At 26.2% G+C, this 20,795-nt stretch carries 19 protein-coding genes; 17 read left to right on the top strand and 2 right to left on the bottom strand.

Annotated elements, in window-relative coordinates; all coding sequences use genetic code 11:
* Positions 1-52: 52 nt before the first annotated feature.
* Both H8923_RS08260 and H8923_RS08255 read right to left on the bottom strand, forming a co-directional pair.
* On the bottom strand, positions 53-259 hold the full coding sequence (locus H8923_RS08260) for a helix-turn-helix transcriptional regulator (protein WP_153971303.1): 207 nt from the start codon (positions 257-259) through the stop codon (positions 53-55).
* A gap of 5 nt (positions 260-264) precedes the next feature.
* On the bottom strand, positions 265-627 hold the full coding sequence (locus H8923_RS08255; protein ID WP_153971302.1) for a DUF3796 domain-containing protein: 363 nt from the start codon (positions 625-627) through the stop codon (positions 265-267).
* 215 nt (positions 628-842) lie between these two features.
* Between H8923_RS08255 and H8923_RS08250 the strand changes: the two genes are divergently transcribed.
* From H8923_RS08250 to H8923_RS08170, 17 genes are all read left to right on the top strand, one after another.
* A complete protein-coding gene (locus H8923_RS08250; RefSeq protein ID WP_153971301.1) occupies positions 843-1,739 on the top strand; it encodes an SPL family radical SAM protein in 897 nt (298 codons plus the stop codon).
* A gap of 165 nt (positions 1,740-1,904) precedes the next feature.
* Entirely contained in the window at positions 1,905-2,084 is a 180-nt protein-coding gene (locus H8923_RS08245; RefSeq protein WP_153971300.1) for a (2Fe-2S)-binding protein, read from the top strand.
* Between the two features lie 170 nt (positions 2,085-2,254).
* Positions 2,255-3,214, top strand: coding sequence for a DUF4474 domain-containing protein (locus tag H8923_RS08240; protein WP_172976702.1), 960 nt, complete (start codon positions 2,255-2,257; stop codon positions 3,212-3,214).
* Positions 3,201-4,106: a metallophosphoesterase family protein gene (locus H8923_RS08235; protein WP_153971298.1), complete on the top strand. Its 906-nt coding sequence runs from the start codon at positions 3,201-3,203 to the stop codon at positions 4,104-4,106. The genes H8923_RS08240 and H8923_RS08235 overlap by 14 nt, the downstream gene beginning before the upstream one ends.
* 617 nt (positions 4,107-4,723) lie before the next feature.
* Positions 4,724-7,105, top strand: coding sequence for an ATP-binding protein (locus H8923_RS08225; protein ID WP_153971297.1), 2,382 nt, complete (start codon positions 4,724-4,726; stop codon positions 7,103-7,105).
* Between the two features lie 132 nt (positions 7,106-7,237).
* Positions 7,238-7,915 (top strand): ABC transporter ATP-binding protein, encoded by a 678-nt coding sequence (locus tag H8923_RS08220; RefSeq protein ID WP_153971296.1) that lies wholly within the window; start codon positions 7,238-7,240, stop codon positions 7,913-7,915.
* Positions 7,915-10,428 carry an ABC transporter permease gene (locus tag H8923_RS08215; protein WP_153971295.1) on the top strand — a complete coding sequence of 838 codons (2,514 nt, stop codon included), beginning with the start codon at positions 7,915-7,917 and terminating at the stop codon, positions 10,426-10,428. The genes H8923_RS08220 and H8923_RS08215 overlap by 1 nt, the downstream gene beginning before the upstream one ends.
* Before the next feature lie 73 nt (positions 10,429-10,501).
* A complete protein-coding gene (locus tag H8923_RS08210) occupies positions 10,502-11,182 on the top strand; it encodes a response regulator transcription factor (RefSeq protein ID WP_153971294.1) in 681 nt (226 codons plus the stop codon).
* A gap of 3 nt (positions 11,183-11,185) precedes the next feature.
* Positions 11,186-11,578: a hypothetical protein gene (locus H8923_RS17325; protein ID WP_243139921.1), complete on the top strand. Its 393-nt coding sequence runs from the start codon at positions 11,186-11,188 to the stop codon at positions 11,576-11,578.
* Between the two features lie 12 nt (positions 11,579-11,590).
* The gene (locus H8923_RS17315; RefSeq protein WP_317982853.1) at positions 11,591-12,220 is read left to right on the top strand and encodes a sensor histidine kinase; all 630 of its coding nucleotides are present in this window, start codon (positions 11,591-11,593) and stop codon (positions 12,218-12,220) included.
* A 105-nt stretch (positions 12,221-12,325) separates the two neighbouring features.
* Positions 12,326-12,961, top strand: a complete 636-nt coding sequence (locus H8923_RS08200) for a hypothetical protein (RefSeq protein ID WP_153971293.1) — start codon at positions 12,326-12,328, stop codon at positions 12,959-12,961.
* Between the two features lie 355 nt (positions 12,962-13,316).
* Positions 13,317-13,754, top strand: coding sequence for a MarR family winged helix-turn-helix transcriptional regulator (locus H8923_RS08195; RefSeq protein WP_153971292.1), 438 nt, complete (start codon positions 13,317-13,319; stop codon positions 13,752-13,754).
* 79 nt (positions 13,755-13,833) lie between these two features.
* A complete protein-coding gene (locus H8923_RS08190) occupies positions 13,834-15,213 on the top strand; it encodes an MATE family efflux transporter (RefSeq protein WP_153971291.1) in 1,380 nt (459 codons plus the stop codon).
* Between the two features lie 567 nt (positions 15,214-15,780).
* Positions 15,781-16,596, top strand: coding sequence for a hypothetical protein (locus H8923_RS08185; protein WP_153971290.1), 816 nt, complete (start codon positions 15,781-15,783; stop codon positions 16,594-16,596).
* A gap of 11 nt (positions 16,597-16,607) precedes the next feature.
* The gene (locus H8923_RS08180) at positions 16,608-17,738 is read left to right on the top strand and encodes an ATP-binding protein (RefSeq protein WP_153971289.1); all 1,131 of its coding nucleotides are present in this window, start codon (positions 16,608-16,610) and stop codon (positions 17,736-17,738) included.
* 3 nt (positions 17,739-17,741) lie between these two features.
* Positions 17,742-19,151 carry a vWA domain-containing protein gene (locus H8923_RS08175; RefSeq protein ID WP_153971288.1) on the top strand — a complete coding sequence of 470 codons (1,410 nt, stop codon included), beginning with the start codon at positions 17,742-17,744 and terminating at the stop codon, positions 19,149-19,151.
* A gap of 216 nt (positions 19,152-19,367) precedes the next feature.
* On the top strand, positions 19,368-20,732 hold the full coding sequence (locus tag H8923_RS08170) for an MATE family efflux transporter (RefSeq protein ID WP_153971287.1): 1,365 nt from the start codon (positions 19,368-19,370) through the stop codon (positions 20,730-20,732).
* The last annotated feature ends 63 nt before the right edge of the window (positions 20,733-20,795 follow it).

Here is a 20,795-nt window from a genome sequence, read left to right as displayed (position 1 = left end):
ATAATAACCCTATCATAGTATCCTAATAACTATGATAGGGTTATTTTAACATCTATTCAAAATTAAATATAAATAATTCTTCAATAGGAGTATTTAATTCCTTAGAAATCCTAACAGCTAACTCAAGAGAAGGATTATATTTTGCATTTTCTAATCGAGCTATTGTTTCTCTTCTAACATTAACCTTATTAGCCAATTCCTCTTGAGTTAATTCATTAAATTGACGATACTTTTTTAAATTACTAATAAACTTAGCCATAATTTTTAATTACCCATATCAAATTTATAAGTTAAAAATGCCCATAAATTCATTGATATTGCAAAAGAAAGTGCAATTATTAATACTTGTAATCTATAAAGTATTAGTATATCTACTGTATATAGTCTAATTAATACGCTTGCGACAACTACAAGAACAAATCCCGTATAAAAAGCTATGGAACCTGCTCGTTGTTTATTATAAATCAATCTCTCATCTTCACAATCTCCAAGCTTATTCCACCAAATATAAGAAAGATATCCAAAGAAACCAAAAGATAGAAGACTTAGTGGATCTCCGTTTAATTCCTTAAAACCTAAAAATCCAAAAAGTGCGAATAAAATTGAGCACTTATTTAACCCATTCATAAATAAATCTCCCCCCGTTAATGTGATATATTTATATCTACTTAATACATATATATCACATTGAGTATTGTATTATGACTAAAGTAAAAAAATTAATTTCTTTGCTACTTTATTAAACTCTGTATATTTATGTACAATATAATTTGCTATCCTATTCAAATCTAAAATTTTATTATAAAATAAACAAGTATTTAAATTGAAAGGAATGATATTTTATGGAATTTATGCCAACCAAAACAATAATATCATCTAGTTATAAAGAAAATCAACATTGGTTTGGAATAAACTACAATATGAATATATACAAAGGTTGTTGCCATGGATGCATATACTGTGACTCTAGAAGCAACTGCTATCAAATAATAGAATTTGATAGAGTAAGAATTAAAGAAAATTCAACAGATATAATAAAAAAAGACCTAAAATCAAAAAGAAATAAAGGTGTAGTGGGAACAGGGGCTATGAGTGATCCATATAATCCCTTTGAAAAGAAATATAAGTTGACTAGAGAAGCATTAAAGTTAATTAATGAAAATAGATTTGGGATTTCTATTGCAACCAAAAGTGATTTAATCACTAGAGATATAGACATACTAAAAAAAATACAAAGTCATTCACCTACTTTAATAAAAATGACAATAACTACATACGATGATGAACTATGTAAAAAAATTGAAAGAAATGTATGTCCAACATCTGATAGATTAAAGGCAATAAAACAGCTATCAGACAATGGAATATATGTAGGTGTTTTATTAATACCAGTTTTACCTTTTATAAATGATAATGAAGAAAATATAAGAAATATTATAAAATCAGCTTATGAATATGGAGCCAAATTTGTATTTTCTTATGGATTAGGTGTTACCCTAAGACAAAATCAAAGAGAATATTATTTTGAACAATTAAGAAGAATATTCCCAAACCAAGAGTTAGATAAAAAATATATTGAAACTTATGGTGAGTCTTATGAAAATAGATCTAGAAACTATGATCATTTGCTTAAGGTTTTTAAAGAAGAGTGTGAAAAGTATAATCTTTTGTATAATATGAAAGATATTATATATGATTATAAAAGAGTATATGAAAAAACTCAAATTAGTTGGTTTTAAAAGAATAAGAAAAAGAATATAAGGTTGTAGTGTTATTCTAGGGGGAGTAGAATAGGTTAATTTAGAACTTAAATTATATTTATAAATATTTTTATATTGACATTTTTATTGTAATAATTTACAGTATAGAAACTACATAAAATAGACAAAAGGAGATTGCAACTAATGGATAAAGAACAAGTTGTGTGCCGTTGTACTAATGTAACAATTGGTGATTTAGTAAGAGAAATAGAAAATGGAGCTAAAGTATTTGAGGATGTTCAAAATACTATTAAGGTAGGTACAAGATGCAAAAGATGTACTATGAATGTAAGAGATATATTTTCTAAATTAATTGAATTATAATATAGTATTTTTACATACTGATTAAAAGGTGCTAGATAATATCTAGCACCTTTTAATTTGAATTGTTGAATTTATTTTTATAAATTATGGAAATAAATGTAAAAATGTAACAAAAAATATCGAATATAAATATAATAATATGAAACATATTTTATATGGAGGTTGAGTGTATGGAGCAAAATTGGATTATAGCTATTATTATAATTATACTTGTTCCACTTTTATATAAATGGCTAGTACAAAGAAAACAAGCGATTAATAGTGTATTACAAAGAACTGATGAGGAAAAAATTAAAGATATTAATGATGCATTAAATTTATATGGTTTTGCATATGATCCAACTAATGATATTATATGCTCACATATGTATCCTTGGCAAAGAGAAGTAGGATATTGTAGGTTTTATGATGAAGTAGCTCCTTCTTTGAATATGATTATTGATAGTGAACCTATTTATTTTGAATATGATAAAAGAAGATGGCTTATTGAGTTTTGGAAAGGACAATATGGTATGACTACTGGTGGTGAAATTGGTATATATGTAACCAATAAGGATGATATCAATATACCAGGTATTTACTCCGGACCGTTTTTTGAAGCTGTAACAGATGAAGAATTATTAAATATGAGATTTGAGCTTAAAATAAATAAAAAAGAACTATTCCAAAGAAAAGAACGTCATTGGTGGTTAACAGGCTTTGATGTAGGTGTATTTTCATCACCTAGCCATTTATCAATGGAAACTAGGATAATTTTTCCTAATGTATGTATGAGAGATGCATTTTTAAATGGATTAAAAAAATTAGGTTATACAGACAATGAATTTAAGGTGGTTAGTCATATGGTTTATTTGAACTTTGATGCTCCTAAGTCAGAACAACCACGTAATCATTATAAATTGGTAATACCTTTTATTCAATTGATGAACAAATTTTACTGTAAGTTTTATAATTTAATTACTAGAGATTTTATAAGAACAATAGATAAAATTGACTTTTTACGATTATACTATCCGGCTTTATTTAAAATAGTAGCAGGTAATAGTAGAAAGAAAAAATTACAAAATGCTTATAAAGAAATTTCATCTTATTTGAATAGGAATGAGATGGTAGATAATGAACACATATAAACGTTTATCAGAAGTTTATGAAAAGTCTAAGGTCATCCCTTATGATTATAATTCAAAAATTGTCATAATGAGTGATTGCCACAGGGGAAGTGGTAATTCAGGAGATAATTTTTTAAATAATCAATATATCTTTTTAGCTGCGCTGAATAGTTACTATAAAATGGGATTCACATATATTGAATTGGGTGATGGAGATGAGCTTTGGGAAAATAGATGTATGGAACAAATTATTGAAGTTCATAGGAGCACATTCGAATTATTATCTAAATTTTATAAATCTAACAGAATGTATATGATTTATGGAAATCATGATATGCAAAAAAGTGATACAAGATTTTTAGAGTGTCATTATAAGGAATATTACTGCACAATAAGAAGAACTGTTTATTCATTATTTACTTCTATGAAGGGATATGAAGGATTAATTCTAGAAAATAATGATAATAAAAAAAATAGAATCCTCCTTGTACATGGCCATCAAGGTGATTTAATTAATGATAGATTATGGAAGCTAGGGAGATTTTTAGTTCGTTATATTTGGAGAACTCTTGAAATATGGGGAGTTAATGATCCTACTAGAGCTGCTAAAAATTATAGAAAGAAGAATAAAATAGAGCGACAACTGATGAGATGGTCTAAAGAGAAAAACATAATGTTAATTGCAGGTCATACTCATAGACCTAGTTTTGCACAAGTAAATAAAGACATGTACTTTAATTCTGGAAGCTGTATACATCCCACAGCGATTACAGCAATAGAGATTGAAAATAGTTGCATTAGTTTAGTAAAATGGAGTGTTATGATAAGAGAGGATAGTAGCATGTATGTAGGAAAAGAAGTATTGCAAGGACCTACAAATTTAGAAGATTATTTCGTGAATACTCATAGTTAAAATAGTCTTGTTTAAGATAATGCTGGGGATATTTATTAATGAATATATGTAATAAATAATATATTAAAAGTAGTTAGTAAGGATAAAGCTTATTAACTACTTTTAAAGTTAATTAAGGTTATGGTTTAAATATAAATTAATTATAATAACTATTATGTTAGGCATTAGAATTTAAAATATTAATTTATCTTATGGCTCATGATTTTTGAATTATATGGAAGAAAGATGATTTGCTTTTTTATGTTTTTATCCTAGTTTTTAATTTCTTTATTCAAGAAATAAGGAATAATAGTTTTAATAATGACAATAGCAGATAAACTAAGTATATAAAATACGTTTAAAATCCAAAAGAATTATCCCTATCTAATCACTTCTTATATTTAGTATTATAGACAAGATCATAATTATAAAAAATATTATTAGAGTAGTTAAATACTTGTTTATGAATAAAATCAAGAAAATGTAGAATGAGATAAAAATATAAGTTTTAACTACAGATTAATGGATTATTTTCTAAAAATACAGATTTCCATACAAATAAATTATATAAATATGGTAAAATATGCAATAAATGGAATGAATTAATTCGTTATATAATTGGGCCAAAGGGGAATAAAATGTTATCCATATACAATAAAATTAGGGACTATATAATAGTATTAAATTACAAAGGTGAAATAATATTTTGTAATGAAAGTTTTTTAAATCGATTAAATTATAAACAAGGTGAAATATTTAACACAAGTATTTCAAATATAATAACAAATGAAGATAAAAAATCAGTAGAACGATTAGAAGATGAAAATAAAACATTAGAATTTTATTCTAAATCAAATGAATTAGTCAGAATAAACACAAATATAAGTATAGAAAATTTTAATAACGAGAAAAGTATTTTTATTATAGGTAAAGAAGTATATCAAAAAACATACACAATGGAAATGCTAGAAGATCTTTTAGATAATATAAATGTTTGTACATTTATTGCAGATGCTTATGGGAAGTATTTATATGTAAATAAGCCCTTTACTAATATATTAAATAAAAAAAGAGAAGATATTATTGGAACTTATAATAGCGATTATTGGGAAGAAAATATATATAAAGTATTTGATGAAAATAATAAAGAAGTATTTAAAAATAAGAGTCCAAAGATTTTTCATGAAGAGATATTATCAGGAGAAAATAGCTATTGGTATGAAAGTTATAAATCACCAATATTTGATGAAAATGAAAAACCTAAGTATATTGTATCAACAACTAAAAATTACAGTTTATCTAAAATAGTGTCAGAAGAATTATATAAAAATTATAATATAGCAACTCTTGAACGTGATAGTAATGGAAGTTGTAATGACTTAAAAAATATATTAACTAATATTGGAGAAAATATAATTAATTATACAAATGCAGATGGTCTTTCTATAATGCTGTACGATATAGATAAAGAAGGTTTAGTACCATTTATAAAATTAAAAGATGCAAATAAATACTTAGAAAATGTAGAATTTACTCGGGTAAAACTAAATGAATTAAAATCGGATAAATATAGAGTATATATTAATCGTATACTTCCGAGAAAAAAGTTTGACAATACATTAAATCCAGATTATAAATGTGTAGATGAACTTGATTATTCTGGAAACTATATTATTAAACTAGATGAAGAAATTATTGGATTTATTACTTTAAGCTATAGAAATGGAAATGGACCAAAGTTCAATAGTGATGAATATATGAAGTATATATCTAATCGAATAGCAATGATAATTAAGAATGTAAGACTTAAATATGAAGTGTCAGTTGAAAATAAAATGCGTGAATATACAGAAAAAGAATTAGAAAGGTATTTAGATATTTCAGTTGATTTAGTAGCAATAGCAGGAAGAGATGGATATTTAAAGAGAGTAAGTTCTAGCTGGTATGACGTTTTAGGATGGACAGAAGAAGAGTTATTGTCAATGCCATGCACAGATATTATCCATCCTGAAGATTTAGCAAGCTTCAAGGGCAAAAAGATACTAGATGATATAGAAGGCATTGTGATTACAAATATTATAAGATTTAGGCATAAGAACGGACAATATATTTATCTTGAATGGAATAGTAAATATATTGGAGAACAAGAAGCATATATAACATCAGCAAAAGATATTACTAGAAGATTAGAAATAGAAAAAGAAAAAATAACTTTAGAAGAAGCTGTTAAATCAGAAATAGTAAAAAATGAATTTTTTTCAAATATATCTCATGAATTTAGAACTCCAATAAACATTATATTAGGTACTATGCAAGTGATTAATAAAAATATAGAAAATAATAATATAAAATTAGATTCATTAAAAAAATATACAAATTACATAAAGCAAAATTCATATAGATTATTAAGGTTAGTAAATAACCTAATAGATATAAATAAAATGGATATAGGAATGTACGAACTTAGATGTTCTAATAATAATATTGTAAATATCATTGAAGATATAACGACATCAGTAGCTGAATATACAAAGGATAATAATATAAATCTGGTTTTTGATACAGATAATGAAGAAGTAATTACTTGTTGTGACCCAGATAAAATAGAAAGAATAATGTTAAATCTTTTATCTAATGCAATAAAATATACACAGGAGAATGGTTTTATTAGCGTTAATATTAACTCTACAGTAGATGAAGTAGTAGTTTCTGTAAAAGATAGTGGTATAGGTATACCAATAGATAAATTAGATATGATATTTGATAGATTTGGGCAAGTAGATGAGTCACTTAATAGAAAATGTGAGGGTAGTGGTATAGGGCTATCTTTAGTTAAGAATCTAGTAGAACTGCATGGTGGGAAGGTGAGTGTAAAGAGCAAAGTAAATGAAGGTTCAGAATTTATATTCAGCTTGCCTATTAATTTAAATGAAGAAAGTAATAATAAATATGACATCGATAGAAAAAGTAAGCATGTGGAAAGATGTGATATAGAATTTTCAGACATATATAATCTATAATAAGTTACAAATAAAGAATAAGTTAGATGAAGAAATAAAAACTTCTCTAGCTTATTTTTTATTTGTCAGAAGATTGTAAGAAGTTTACTTTAAAATATAAAACATAACAAATACAATTATATGAGGTGGAAAATGGGTATTTTAAAAACAGAAAATTTAGTAAAAATATATGGTCAAGAGCCAAATATAGTAAAAGCATTAGATAATATTAGTATAGAAATAAATCAAGGTGAATTTATAGCAATTGTAGGTACATCAGGTAGTGGAAAATCAACACTACTAAACATGCTTGGAGGATTAGATAATCCAACTAGTGGAGAAACAATAATATCTAACAAAAGAATAAGTAAATTAAATGATGAAGAACTTACAATTTTTAGGAGAAGAAACATAGGATTTATATTCCAAAACTATAATCTAGTACCAATATTAAATGTATATGAAAATATAGTATTACCAATAGAGCTAGACGGAGGGAAAATAGATACAGATTATGTAAATAAAATAATTGATATATTAGGGTTAAGCAAAAAACTAAGTAGTATGCCTAATAATCTTTCTGGAGGTCAACAACAAAGAGTGGCAATAGCAAGGGCATTAGCAACAAAACCTGCAATTATTTTAGCTGATGAGCCAACAGGAAACCTTGACAGTAAAACTAGTATGGATGTAATTGGATTATTAAAAGTAACTAGCAAACAGTTTAACCAAACTATGGTTATGATTACTCATAATGAAGAGATTGCTCAACTTGCAGATAGAATTATAAGAATAGAAGATGGCAAGGTTGTAGTAAGAGGTGATAAGTAATGAAGTTTGAAAATAATAATAAAGAAATAATAAAAAGAATTACTAATCGTACTTTAAAAACAAATAAAATAAGAAATACCTTTGCTATTATGGCCATAGTTTTGACTACATTTATGATTTCATCTGTGTTTAGTATAGGAATTAGTTTTGCTAAAAATTATAAAACGATGAACATAAGGTTACAAGGTACTACAGCAAATGTAGTCTTATCAAATCCAACAGATAATCAAATAGAAAAAATAAAGTCATTAGACTTATCTGATAGTATTGGATATGAAATAAATGCAGGGAAGGTATCACTTGATAGTTTAAATGAAAACAGAACAAAGATATCAATAAAATATTTAAGTAAAGAAAATTTTGAAAAACAAGTAAAACCGAGTATTAGCGATATAAAAGGAAATTATCCGACAAAAGAAAATGAAATTATGGCATCTAAAAAAGCCTTAGAGTTTTTAGGAGAAAGTGAGGCTAAAATAGGAGATAAAATAAAAGTCCCATGTAATATAAATGGAAAAATTATAAATAAGGAATTTATATTAAGTGGTTATTATACTAATTATGCTTTAGTTCAAGATAGCGGATATTTATTTGTTTCTGAAAAGTTTGTAAATGCAAATAGTTTATCATTAGAAGATAATGGATTACTTTACTTAAGTTTAAAGCCTAAAGATAAATCTACTGCACCTGATATACTAGAAAAAGAAGTTTCTCTAAATAAAAATCAAGAGTTTTCATTTAGCTATGGTATATCAAATGATTTATCAGATACAGTTTTATCAACTATGGCTATAATAGTAATAATATCTTTATTTATAGTACTTAGTGGGTATCTTCTTATTTATAATATTTTATATATAGCAGTAAATAAGGATATTACCTTTTATGGAATGCTTAAAACAATAGGTACATCACCAAAGCAAATTAAAAAAATAGTAAAAGGGCAAGCTTTAAAACTTTCTCTTATAGGTATTCCTTTAGGATTACTTTTAGGCGCAATAGTATCTTTTTTAATTGTGCCTTTAGCTATGGGAACTTTATTTGCAGGAACTGAAGCTAGTGCAATGCCAAGGGACGTTTCATTTAATCCAATTATTTTTATAGGTGCAGGAATATTCTCACTAGTAACAGTAATGATAAGTTGTAAAAAGCCAGCTAAAATAGCAGGAAATATTTCACCAATAGAGGCACTACGTTATAGTGGCAGTACACTTAAAAATCAAAAGAAAAATAGAAGAACAACAAAAGGTTCAAAGCTATATAAAATGGCTTGGTACAATGTGTTTAGAGAAAAGAAAAGAGCTATAATAGTGTTTTTATCATTATTTATGGGAATTATAACATTTTTAAGTGTTAATACCTTCTTAAATAGCATTAGTGTAGAAAACTATATAGATAGATACGTTAAAAATGATTTTCTTATACAAAGTGTAGAAGGAAATGATGATAAGATAGATAGCGATTTTATAAATAAGATAAAAGATATGAAGGGTGTCAATAGTATAAGCTTATCAAAATCAAGTAACCTGCAATTAGATATGAGCAAAGATGTTTTATTACCCGCGCTAGAAAATATTTATGAAAGATTTGGAAATACAAAAGAAGATCTTAATGAATATTTAAATGCAGTAAGTGAGGATCCAAGTTTATTACAAGCATCAGTTATAGGAATAGACGATAATCTTATAGAAAGGCTTAATGAAGAATTAGAAGATAAAATAGACGTAGAAGAATTTAAAAAAGGAAATGTTGCCATAGCAGATTCCTGGTATTATCCAGAGAATTACAAAAGTATAAAAGGAGACGTAACAATAAGAAATTCTAAGGATAATAAGTCTAAAACTTTTAATATGAACGTAGTTGGAGATACTAGTGAATTATTACCTCCAGGACTAGATGCACCATTAGGTATACCAACTATTTATATAAGTAATTCAGCATTGGAAAAACTAGATAATGATGCTGTAAACTATATATTAAATATAAATGTAAATAAGAAATATGAAAGTAAAATAAACAAAGATTTAAAAGCTTTAAGCAAGGCTCGTGGGTTATGGTTCGAGTCAAAATCTGAAAAAACAGAAGAGTTTAATAAATCTCAAATGGTAATGAATATATTAGGTGGAGGAATTGCAGTTATTTTAATCTTAATTGGTATATTAAACTTTATCAATGTTATGATAACAGGTGTCAATATAAGGTTAAAAGAGTTTGCAATTATGGAAAGTATAGGTATGACTAAAAAGCAAATTAAAATGATGTTAACTTATGAAGGATTATATTATGCTTTAATTACTACAGGTTTTATACTTACTTTAGGTATAGGAATTATATATGGCATTGGAGAGCTTTCGAAGAATATTGCAGACTATGCAGCATTTGTGTTCCCTACTACTGCATTAGTAGTTTTAATAATTGTAATCTTAACAGTATGCTTAATTACTCCTGCTATTGTATTTAAGGTATCAACAAAGAAAAGTGTAACTGAAAGACTTAGAGAAATAGAAAATTAAATTTATGTGGTAGGTTAGTTATAACCTACCATTTTTGCTATAATTTGTTATAATGAGAGGGGGAGATGATAATATGAATTCAATTTTAATTGTAGAAGATGATAAAATACTTAATCGTGGTGTTTCATTTGCACTAAAAAGAGAAGGGTATGATGTTATATCAGCATACTCTAAAATAGAAGGAAAAGAGATAATATTAAATAATGAGAATAAAATAGATTTTTTACTTCTAGATATTAACTTGTCAGATGGAAGTGGACTAGAACTTTGTAAAGAAATTAGGGAGAAAGTAAATTTTCCAATTGTTTTTTTTACAGCAAACGATACAGAAGAAGATATGGTCAAAGGCTTTGAAACTGGATGTGATGATTATATATCAAAACCTTTTTCAGTAGAAGTTTTAAAACATAAAATTAATGCCATGATAAGAATGCAAAAAGGTGTTAGCCATAATGTTTTTGAATATAAAGATTTAAAAATAGATTTTGAAAAAATTGAAGTAAAATTAAATGATAAAGATGTTAACTTAACAGCAACTGAATATAAGATATTAGAATTACTAGCAAAGAATAAAGGAAAAGTTATGACAAAAGAAATGATATTAGATAAAATATGGGATTATAAAGGTAACTATGTTGATGATAATACATTAAGTGTAAATATAAGACGTCTTAGAAAAAAGATAGAAAGAGATCCTAAAAATTGTAAATATATAATAACTGTATTTGGCATTGGATACGTCTTTGGAGAATAGCTTGTGAAAAAGAATTTTAGTAAATTAAATATGACTTATAAGCTTATATTTATAGCTGTAACAATAGGATTTAATATATGGGTGGGTTTGATTTTGAAAAAAATTAATATATCATTAGGTCTACTTATCTTCTCATTATTTATAATTAGTATGATATTTATTCAAGAAAGATTATATAAAAGTTATATGGAAGATATATTCATAGATTTATCAGATATGTTAGGAACTATTATAGATATGAAAAATGAAGTAGTATTTTCTACTATGGATGATACAATCTTCTCTAAACTACAATATCAAACAATAAAGCTTGCTAATATACTAACAGAGAAAAATAAAAGAATTGAAAATGATAGAAATGAAATAAAATCTTTAATTTCAGATATTGCTCATTAGCTAAAAACGCCTATTACAAATTTAAAAATGTACGGAGAGTTTTTACAAGATGAAAGTTTAAGTAATGAAGAACGTAAGGAATTCAATGAGATTATAATGATGTCTCTAGATAGACTTAGTTTTTTGGTGGAAAGTATGATAAAAATGTCTAGACTGGAGAGTGGAGTAATAAATTTAAGACCACAGCTAGATGACTTAAATGGCACCGTACTATTTGCTATAAGTCAAGTACAGAAAAAAGCAAGAAATAAGAATATACATATTAAGTTAGAAAATATAGATAAGGTTGATACTATTCATGATATAAATTGGACTGCAGAAGCTATTTTCAACATACTTGAAAATTCAGTAAAGTATACTCCAGAAAATGGGAATATTGAGGTTGTAGTTAGAAGTTATGAAATGTTTGTGAGGATAGATATTGAAGATGATGGAATAGGTATTGATGAAGAGGAAATACCAAAATTATTTAGTAGATTTTATCGTGGCAAAAATGTTGGTGATGTAGAGGGTATAGGTATTGGATTGTATTTGACTAGAGAGATAGTATCTAAGCAAGGTGGATATATTAAGATTAACCATAAGAAAGTTGGATCAAGTTTCTCTATATTTTTACCAATTAATAAAATAGAGTATAAGTAAAATAGAGTATAAGTGATGATAAGCAAAATTAGATAATCTATTTTATATATTAAACTTTAATATCCAATTGAGAATAATGGGATATATTAAATTAGGGAGTATGAAATGAGCATAAAAAATAAAATTTTAAATACTGTTTTGGTCATATTAGGGGTGACATCATTATTTACAGAAAATAAAATAATAGCATCCTTATCGACAATAGGGATGGCTATAGTTATTATAATAGAGAATATAACAGATTACCTTACTAGGATGATACTAATAAAAAAAATAAAGCATAAAAATATGAATTGTATTAAAGTTAAAGAAAATAATAAAGTAACGATTTTAGTTTTATTACTTTTAATTTTAAGTATGTTAATATCATTAAAATCTTTATTAAATATATATCCAATAGAAAATTATAGTATTGTAGATATAATAAATTATATAAATAACTTTGATTACTCCTATAGAATGCTTATATTTACTTGTATAATTTTATTTATTGTTTCAATTTTAATGATTGTTCAAGCAATATTTAGTACAAGTTTAGTAACAGATGATAAGGTTATTTTTTATGATGGTTTAATTATTGATATTAATAAGATTGAAGAAATAAAGTATAAAGAACCTTTATTTATTAAAAATAAAAAAATAATAAGAATTGGTAAGGGTTTTATAGATAGAAATATAATAATAAAAATAGAAGATTTTGATAAAATTAAGAGTTTATTAGAAAGCAAAATAGCTTTTTAATTGTAAATAGAAGATCTAAATAATTTTATATATTACTTTAAATTCAATAGAGATTCTATTGAATTTTTTATTTGTAACATTATTATTTAGATATTGAGAGATTTTATTATGAAGTCAAACGAATTAAAGAATGCATAATTTGTAGTTTATTAATAGTAGTTTTAATTATTAGTGGAATAATTTACTGTTGATAGCCAAGAGGTTATCCAAGCATACTGGTGTAGAGTACATGCTATTGATAAAAAATTAAAACTGAGTACATATTTAATACGTTATAATAAAGTATATTGACAGATATAAACATAATAGTTATTATAGTTTAGTACAAAACAAATTTACATATGGAGGTATTTCCATGATTAATAAGCTTAAACTAGGTCTTGATATAAGTAAAATTGACCATATAATCTCAAGGAAGATGGATTCTGCCGTAATTAGTTCAATTGATGACAATTTAACTGTATCACAGGCTTATGTAATAGACTTTATTTTTAATCAATGCAATAAAAAAGAAATATTCCAAAAAGACTTAGAGAAAGAATTTGACTTGAAACGTTCATCTATTAGCTTAATGTTGAATAATATGGAAAAGAGTAACTTAATAAAAAGAGTTCCAGTAACAGAGGATGCTCGTTTAAAGAAAATTATTTTAACTGAAAAGTCTATTAAACTTAATGAAAAAATTTCTGAGGCAATTGACTCAATTGAGAATAAACTATCAGAAAATATAACTCTAGAAGAAATAGAAATATTCCAAAGAGTTCTTTCTAAAATAAGAAATAATCTAGAATGACCGTTTGAAGTTTTAAAACGGTTATATTTATAAAAATATTGTTTTGTGCAAAACATAAATAAGAGTAGGAGATTGAAATATGTCAAAAGTATCAAACTTTACAGAGGGTAAGATATTTTCACCTTTATTAAAATTTACTATACCAATATTACTTACACTATTTTTACAAACTATGTATGGTGCAATTGATTTACTTATAGTAGGCCAATTTGGCGGTGCAGCAGACGTATCTGCAGTTTCAACAGGAAGTCAGGTAATGACAACGATTACTGTTATGATTACGGGTCTAGTTATGGGTATTACTATATTAATAGGTCAAAAACTTGGTGAAGGTAAATCTAAGGAAGCAGGATATGTTGTAGGAAGTGGTATTTCAATATTTATAGTTATATCGGTAATTATTACTATATTAGTAGTTAGCTTTGCATCACCTATATCAACTTTTATGCATGCTCCAAAAGAAGCGTTTGATAATACTGTAGCATATATAAAAATTTGTTCTTCAGGTGCTGTTTTCATAGTTTCTTATAATATTATAGGAGGAGTATTTAGAGGATTAGGTGATTCCAAAACTCCACTTATTACAGTAGGAATAGCATGTGTTATAAATATAATAGGAGACTTAATATTTGTTGGATTATTCAAAATGGCCGCTATGGGTGCAGCACTGGCTACAATAATGGCTCAAGCTATTAGTGTAATATTATCTCTAGGTATTATTAAAAAGCGTGGGCTTCCATTTGAATTTTCTAGAAAAAGTATAAAATTTCATAAAGGCATAACTTCAAAAATAATTAAATACGGTGCACCAATTTCTTTACAAGATGGACTTGTACATTTATCTTTCCTTGCAATTATGATTATAGGTAACTCAATAGGAGTAATTCCTTCAGCAGGAATTGGAGTCGCGGAAAAACTTGTTGGATTTATAATGCTTATACCATCATCTTTCTCTCAAGCAGTATCTGCATTTGTAGCACAAAACTATGGAGCTAAAAAATATGATAGAACTAGAAAAGTACTTCTTTATGCTATTTCAACTTCATTATGTTGTGGTGTTGTAATGTTCTATGTAACGTTTTTCCATGGAGATTTACTATCAGGGATGTTTTCAAAAGATAGAGAAGTAGTCTTAGCATCTTGGGAATATATGAAGGCATACGGAATAGATTGCCTACTTACTGCAATAATGTTCTGTATGGTAGGTTACTTCAATGGTTGTGGAAAAACGACTTTTGTAATGATACAAGGAATAATAGGTGCATTTTGTATAAGAATACCAGTATCATATCTTATGAGTAAAATATTACCAGTATCATTGTTTAAAGTAGGTCTTGCAACTCCTATGTCTACATTTGTACAAATTATACTATGTGTAACATATTTTATAATATTATCAAAGAAATTATCAAAAGAGGAGACGCCAATATATTATACGCCTCAATTACAAGAAATGTAAGATAATACGTTTAATTTAAAACAGATTTTAAAGTAAATTAACTGTTTAATTAAATAAAAAAGTAGAGTGTAAATATTATTACACTCTACTTTTTTATTTTAGGAAAATCACAAAAAATATATTAAGTTAAATTTTAAGTCATGGTTATATTAAAACCTTAGAAAAACTCCTAGTAGGAAATATAATAAAAATAAAAAAATATAAGAGCAAAAAATGACAGCTACGGATTTCATATTGAAGGTTGTATATAACCAAGTTAGATAATAAAATAGCTAAATGTATAGTATTAAGAAAAATTGATCAAGATAACTGCAAAATAAAAAGGTTAATTATTGGCATTATTAAGGATGCTAATATAATAGGATATAAGTATATGCTATTATCTATTTTACCTTTTCTAAAAAGTGATATACTACTATGCTTGCTTAATTCACAAGTTAATACAATATAGTTATAAAAAATATAGAATAATTAGGCATTAATATTTAATGTAATTATTATGTTTAAATTTGCTGAAAAAGTATATATATATAATAGGAAAAAGATAATAGATAGGGGAGGTACACAATGGATGAATCAAGACTTATAGAAATAATAAAAAGAAATCCTTCTATTATAAAAACAATAAGTAATCCAACAGATGAAATGAAAATATTAGCTATTAAAGAAGATGGACTAGTGCTTAGATATATAAATAATCCTACAATAGAAATGCAAAATTTAGCTATAGAAAATAATCCAAGAGCAATCAAGTTCATAGATAAACCAACTGAAGAAATGATGATAAAAGTAGTAAGTGAAGGATGGAGTATATTAGATTATATAAAAAATCCAACTGAGAATGTAATTAAATTAGCCATAAATCAAGCTGGATGGGCTATACAATATGCGAAAAATCCTAGTGAAGAATTACAATTATTAGCAGTCAGAAAAAACTATGACTCAATAAAACACATTAAAGAGCCTTATGAAAGTGTCCAAGAAGAAGCAGTAAAAATAAGCTATGATGCATTAAGATATATAAAATCACCAAGTTTTAATTCACAAATAATAGCTATTAAAAATAATGAGGCTGCTATTAGTTTCATAAATAATTTAGATAAAGAAAAAATACTAGAGTTTATAAAAGTAAATATCTTAGTTATAAAATATATAGAACGTGAAGTATCAAATATAATTACAAAAGATGAGTTAGAAGAATTATTAAAAGAGGTGATATCAAAAGAAGATATATCTGAAAAATATATAAGAGATTTTTTAAATTGTAGTACGATAGATAAAGAGAGTAATATTTTTAAAATAGATAAAATTATGTTTATTTATAAATATGGAAGCAAAAAAGCTAAGAGAATATCAGTAGATGAAAAACTTAAGATGATTTAGGAGAGATAACGATGAATTTTATAGAGACATTAAGAAGCGTCGACTTAGTATTATCTACTAAAGAAGTACCTTTAGTAGTTGGTGAGAGTGGAATCGGAAAAACAGCTTTAGCTAAAACACTTGCTAAGGAAAATAATTGGAGTTTAATAGTTATAGATGGTAACTTACTTAAAGAAGGTGAAATAGGAGGACTTCCAACTATAGAATCTTATTTAACTACTAACTCTAATGGAGATAAAATAGAAAAGAAAGCAACAGTATATGCTGTTCATAATAAGTTAAGGGAAATTGATAAAGAAATATCTAAAGGAAATAGTGTTCTTTTATTTATAGATGAGATAAATCGCTGTGAACATACAGTACAACAAGAGCTTATGAACTTAATATTAAATAGAGAAATAAATGGATATAAATTACATGATGATGTGAAAATATTAGCAGCAATGAACCCATCAAGTAAATATGGTTCAGATTTTGATTATCAAGTTGTAGATATGGATGCTGCACAAGAAAATAGATTTGTTTGGTTAAATATGGAGCCAGACTATACACAATGGTTAAGCTGGGCTATAGATGCTGGAATTGAACAAAAGGTTATAGAATTTATATCTACATTCCCTGAATATTTACATAAGGTGAATGAAGATGATGTAAGAGCTACACCTAGAAGTTATGAAAGAGTGTCTAAAACTTATAAAGAATATAAGAATAAGATGGATATAATTCCAAGAACAGTATTTTTAAATGTTATAAAAGGTAATGTAGGTAAGGTTATTGCAGAGGAGTTTATAAGTTTTATTGAATCAAATCACAGTCCATTAATATCTTTTGAAGATGTATTCTCAGGAGATATTTTAAATGAAAGTGTTATAGAAAAAGTAAATAACGAAACTCATACAAGACTTTATTTATCTGCAATGAATATACTAAAAAAATTAGAAGCAAATATAAATGATGAGAATTATGATAGTAGTTTTTATATAAATAGATTTGTAAAGTTCTTAAAAACATATCCAATAGATTTAATGGTAGGCATTATGAAGGATATGAAAAATACTTATGCTAAAGTGTATAATGTAGCTATTGAAAATGAAGAATTTGTAGAAGCTTACTTTGAGTCTTATAGTTCAATAAGGGGCTAATTTATGAAAAATAATTTTAACAAACAAGTAGAAGAACTTTTTATAAATGCAAATGAAATTATTAATACTGCTACTATGATAAAGGCAAATAAAAATAGTGAAAAGTTTGAAATAGATATACCAAAAGATTATAAAAGTAAATTTTTTAAACTTATAGATAAAGTTAATTTAAGTTTAATGGAAGATAATGATAACTTTTATGGATACTTCTTATTTCAAATGTCAAGAGATATAAGATTTGATATAAGTAGTCCAACTGCTGTAAATTTTAAAGGTGCTAAATATGTTATATACTTTAATCCGTTAATTTTCTTACAACTCAATAGAAAACAAATGGAAACTAGCATCAAACATGAAATCCTTCATATAATATCACAACATTTATTAAGATCAAAAGATTTGAATAGTAGATACAGTACGTTAGCTATTAACATGGCAATGGATATAGTAGTAAATAAATATTTAGATAATCTTCCACCATATGCTACTACCTTAGAGTGGGTAAATGTTAATTACTCTTTAAAACTTGAGCCTTATGAAACTTTTGAATACTATGTTGATAAAATTCAAACAGAGTTAGATTTACAAGAAGAAGATGAAGATGGAGAAGAAAATGATGCTAATAATAATGAAAGCATAACAGCTGATTATGATCCAGAGAAAACTCATGATATTTGGGAAGATTCAGATGAAATTGATGAAAAAACACTAAAAGAGTTTACAGAAAAATTTGTTAATCAATCAAATAAAGGTAAGAATCCATCATATTTAAATGAGTTAATAGAATTAATTAAAAATAACAAAGGAGAACTTCCTTGGAATTTATATCTAAAAAAGTTAATGGGAACTGTTGAAAGTAATAAAAAGAAGACGATAACAAGAAGAAATAGGAGACAACCGCATAGATTAGATTTAAGAGGAGAACTAAGAAGCCATAAAGCCGAAGTTGTTGTTGCAATCGATATAAGTGGAAGCATTAGTGATGAGGAATTTAAGCAAGCTATTAAAGAAGTATTAAGCATTGTAAAAAATTATAATCATGAAATTACTATTGTAGAATGTGATAATGAAATAAGGCGAGCATATAAAGTTAAATCTATAAAAGATGTTAAAGATAGAATTAATATACGTGGAGGAACTAAGTTTAGTCCAGTATTTGAGTATGCTAATAATAAAAATATTAACTTATTAGTATACTTTACAGACGGAGAAGGGGAAAGTAGATTAAGCGTAATCCCTAGAGGATATAAGGTTTTATGGGTTATTTCAGGAAGAGGAGATAAACTATCAGTAAAAGAATCTTATGGGTCAATTAGAAAACTAAGCAAGGTTAAAATAAAAGAAGATAGATTTGATATGAGTGATGTTAGAACCGATGGATATTCAATGAATAACCAAGCACCAATGATATAAAATAATTTATATAAAAAATAGAATTTCTAGAAATACTTTTAGAAATTCTATTTTTTATTAATCAACTTTTATATGAAGTTTAAAATAATAGTTGCAAAGGCAACTAAAAAGCTATATAATACATTGTGTGCAAAAGTAAAATGATATTAGTATGGTTGTATATCAGCTAGTTAGTATTTTAAAATTGTATATATAAAAACTAAATAGGGGGAATTTATGAATAAGAATCAAGAAATATTAGGAACAGAGCCTGTAGGCAAACTTCTACTTAAATACTCGTTTCCAGCAATTATAGGAATGGTTGTAAATGGATTATATAATGTAGTAGATAGAATCTTTATTGGAAATATACCAGGAGTTGGTCCACTAGCAATTACAGGATTAGGTGTTACATTACCCATAATGACTATAATATTAGCATTTGGTATGCTTATAGGTATAGGTACTACTACAAATATATCTATAAAACTTGGTCAAGGTAAAAAAGATGAAGCTGAAAAGCTTGTCGGAAATGCTATTGTTTTAGCAATCATAGTAGGATTATTAATAACAATGGTAGGATTAATATTTGCTGATCAAATATTACAACTATTTGGCGCAAGTGTAGATAGTTTATATTATGCAAAATCATATATAAATATAATATTATTAGGAAGTGTATTTAACTTAATAGCATTTGCTTTCAACCATATTATAAGAGGAGATGGAAATCCAAAGCTTTCAGCAACAATCATGGTTGTTGGATGTGTTACAAATATAATATTAGATGCAGTATTTATATTTGGATTTAATATGGGAATACAAGGTGCAGCAATCGCCACTATAACATCTCAATTTATAACAGCTATGTGGGGATTATCGTATTTCTTAAAAGGAAAGGCAAATTTAAAGTTTAGAAAAGATAGCTTAAAGTTAGACAAATCTTTAGTTATTACTATATTTTCAATAGGTGCAGCACCTTTTGCTATGCAATTAGCAGCAAGCTGTGTTCAGATAATATGTAATAATGCACTTAAAACTTATGGTGGAGATTTAGCAATAGGAGCTATGGCCACTATAAACTCAATAATAACAATAGTAGGTATGCCAATAATAGGTATAAGTCAAGGTGCACAGCCTATAATCGGATTTAATTATGGATGCAAGAAATATGATAGAGTTGAGAAAACTTTAAAACTAGCAGCAACAGCAGCTACTTTAGGTTTAACTCTAGGATGGCTAGTTGTTCAATTTACACCAGAGCCAATAGTAAAAATGTTTAATAGCGACGCTCAGTTAGTGAGTATTTCAGTAGATGGAATTAGAAAATACTTATTTATGATGCCATTAATAGGATTATCAATGATAGGTTCTAATTACATTCAGTCTATTGGTAATGCAAAGCAAGCAATGTTTTTAGGTTTGCTAAGACAAGTAATTTTATTAGTACCAATGATGCTTGTTTTACCAAGATTCTTTGGTTTAAATGGTGTATGGTTTGCTCAACCAATAGCAGATACTATTTCTTTCATAGTTACATTCATTTTAATTAGTAAAGAAATTAAGTCTCATAGAGAAAAATCAATAGAAATAGCAGTATAAATAATATTAAAATTGTAAAAGGTAGATATTCAAAGAAATTATAAAGCTTTGAATATCTACCTT

This window comes from Romboutsia faecis (assembly GCF_014323405.1).
GTDB lineage: Bacteria > Bacillota > Clostridia > Peptostreptococcales > Peptostreptococcaceae > Romboutsia_E > Romboutsia_E faecis.
The sequence above is the reverse complement of the archived record's forward strand: the minus strand, read 5'-3'. Positions and strand labels throughout refer to the sequence as shown.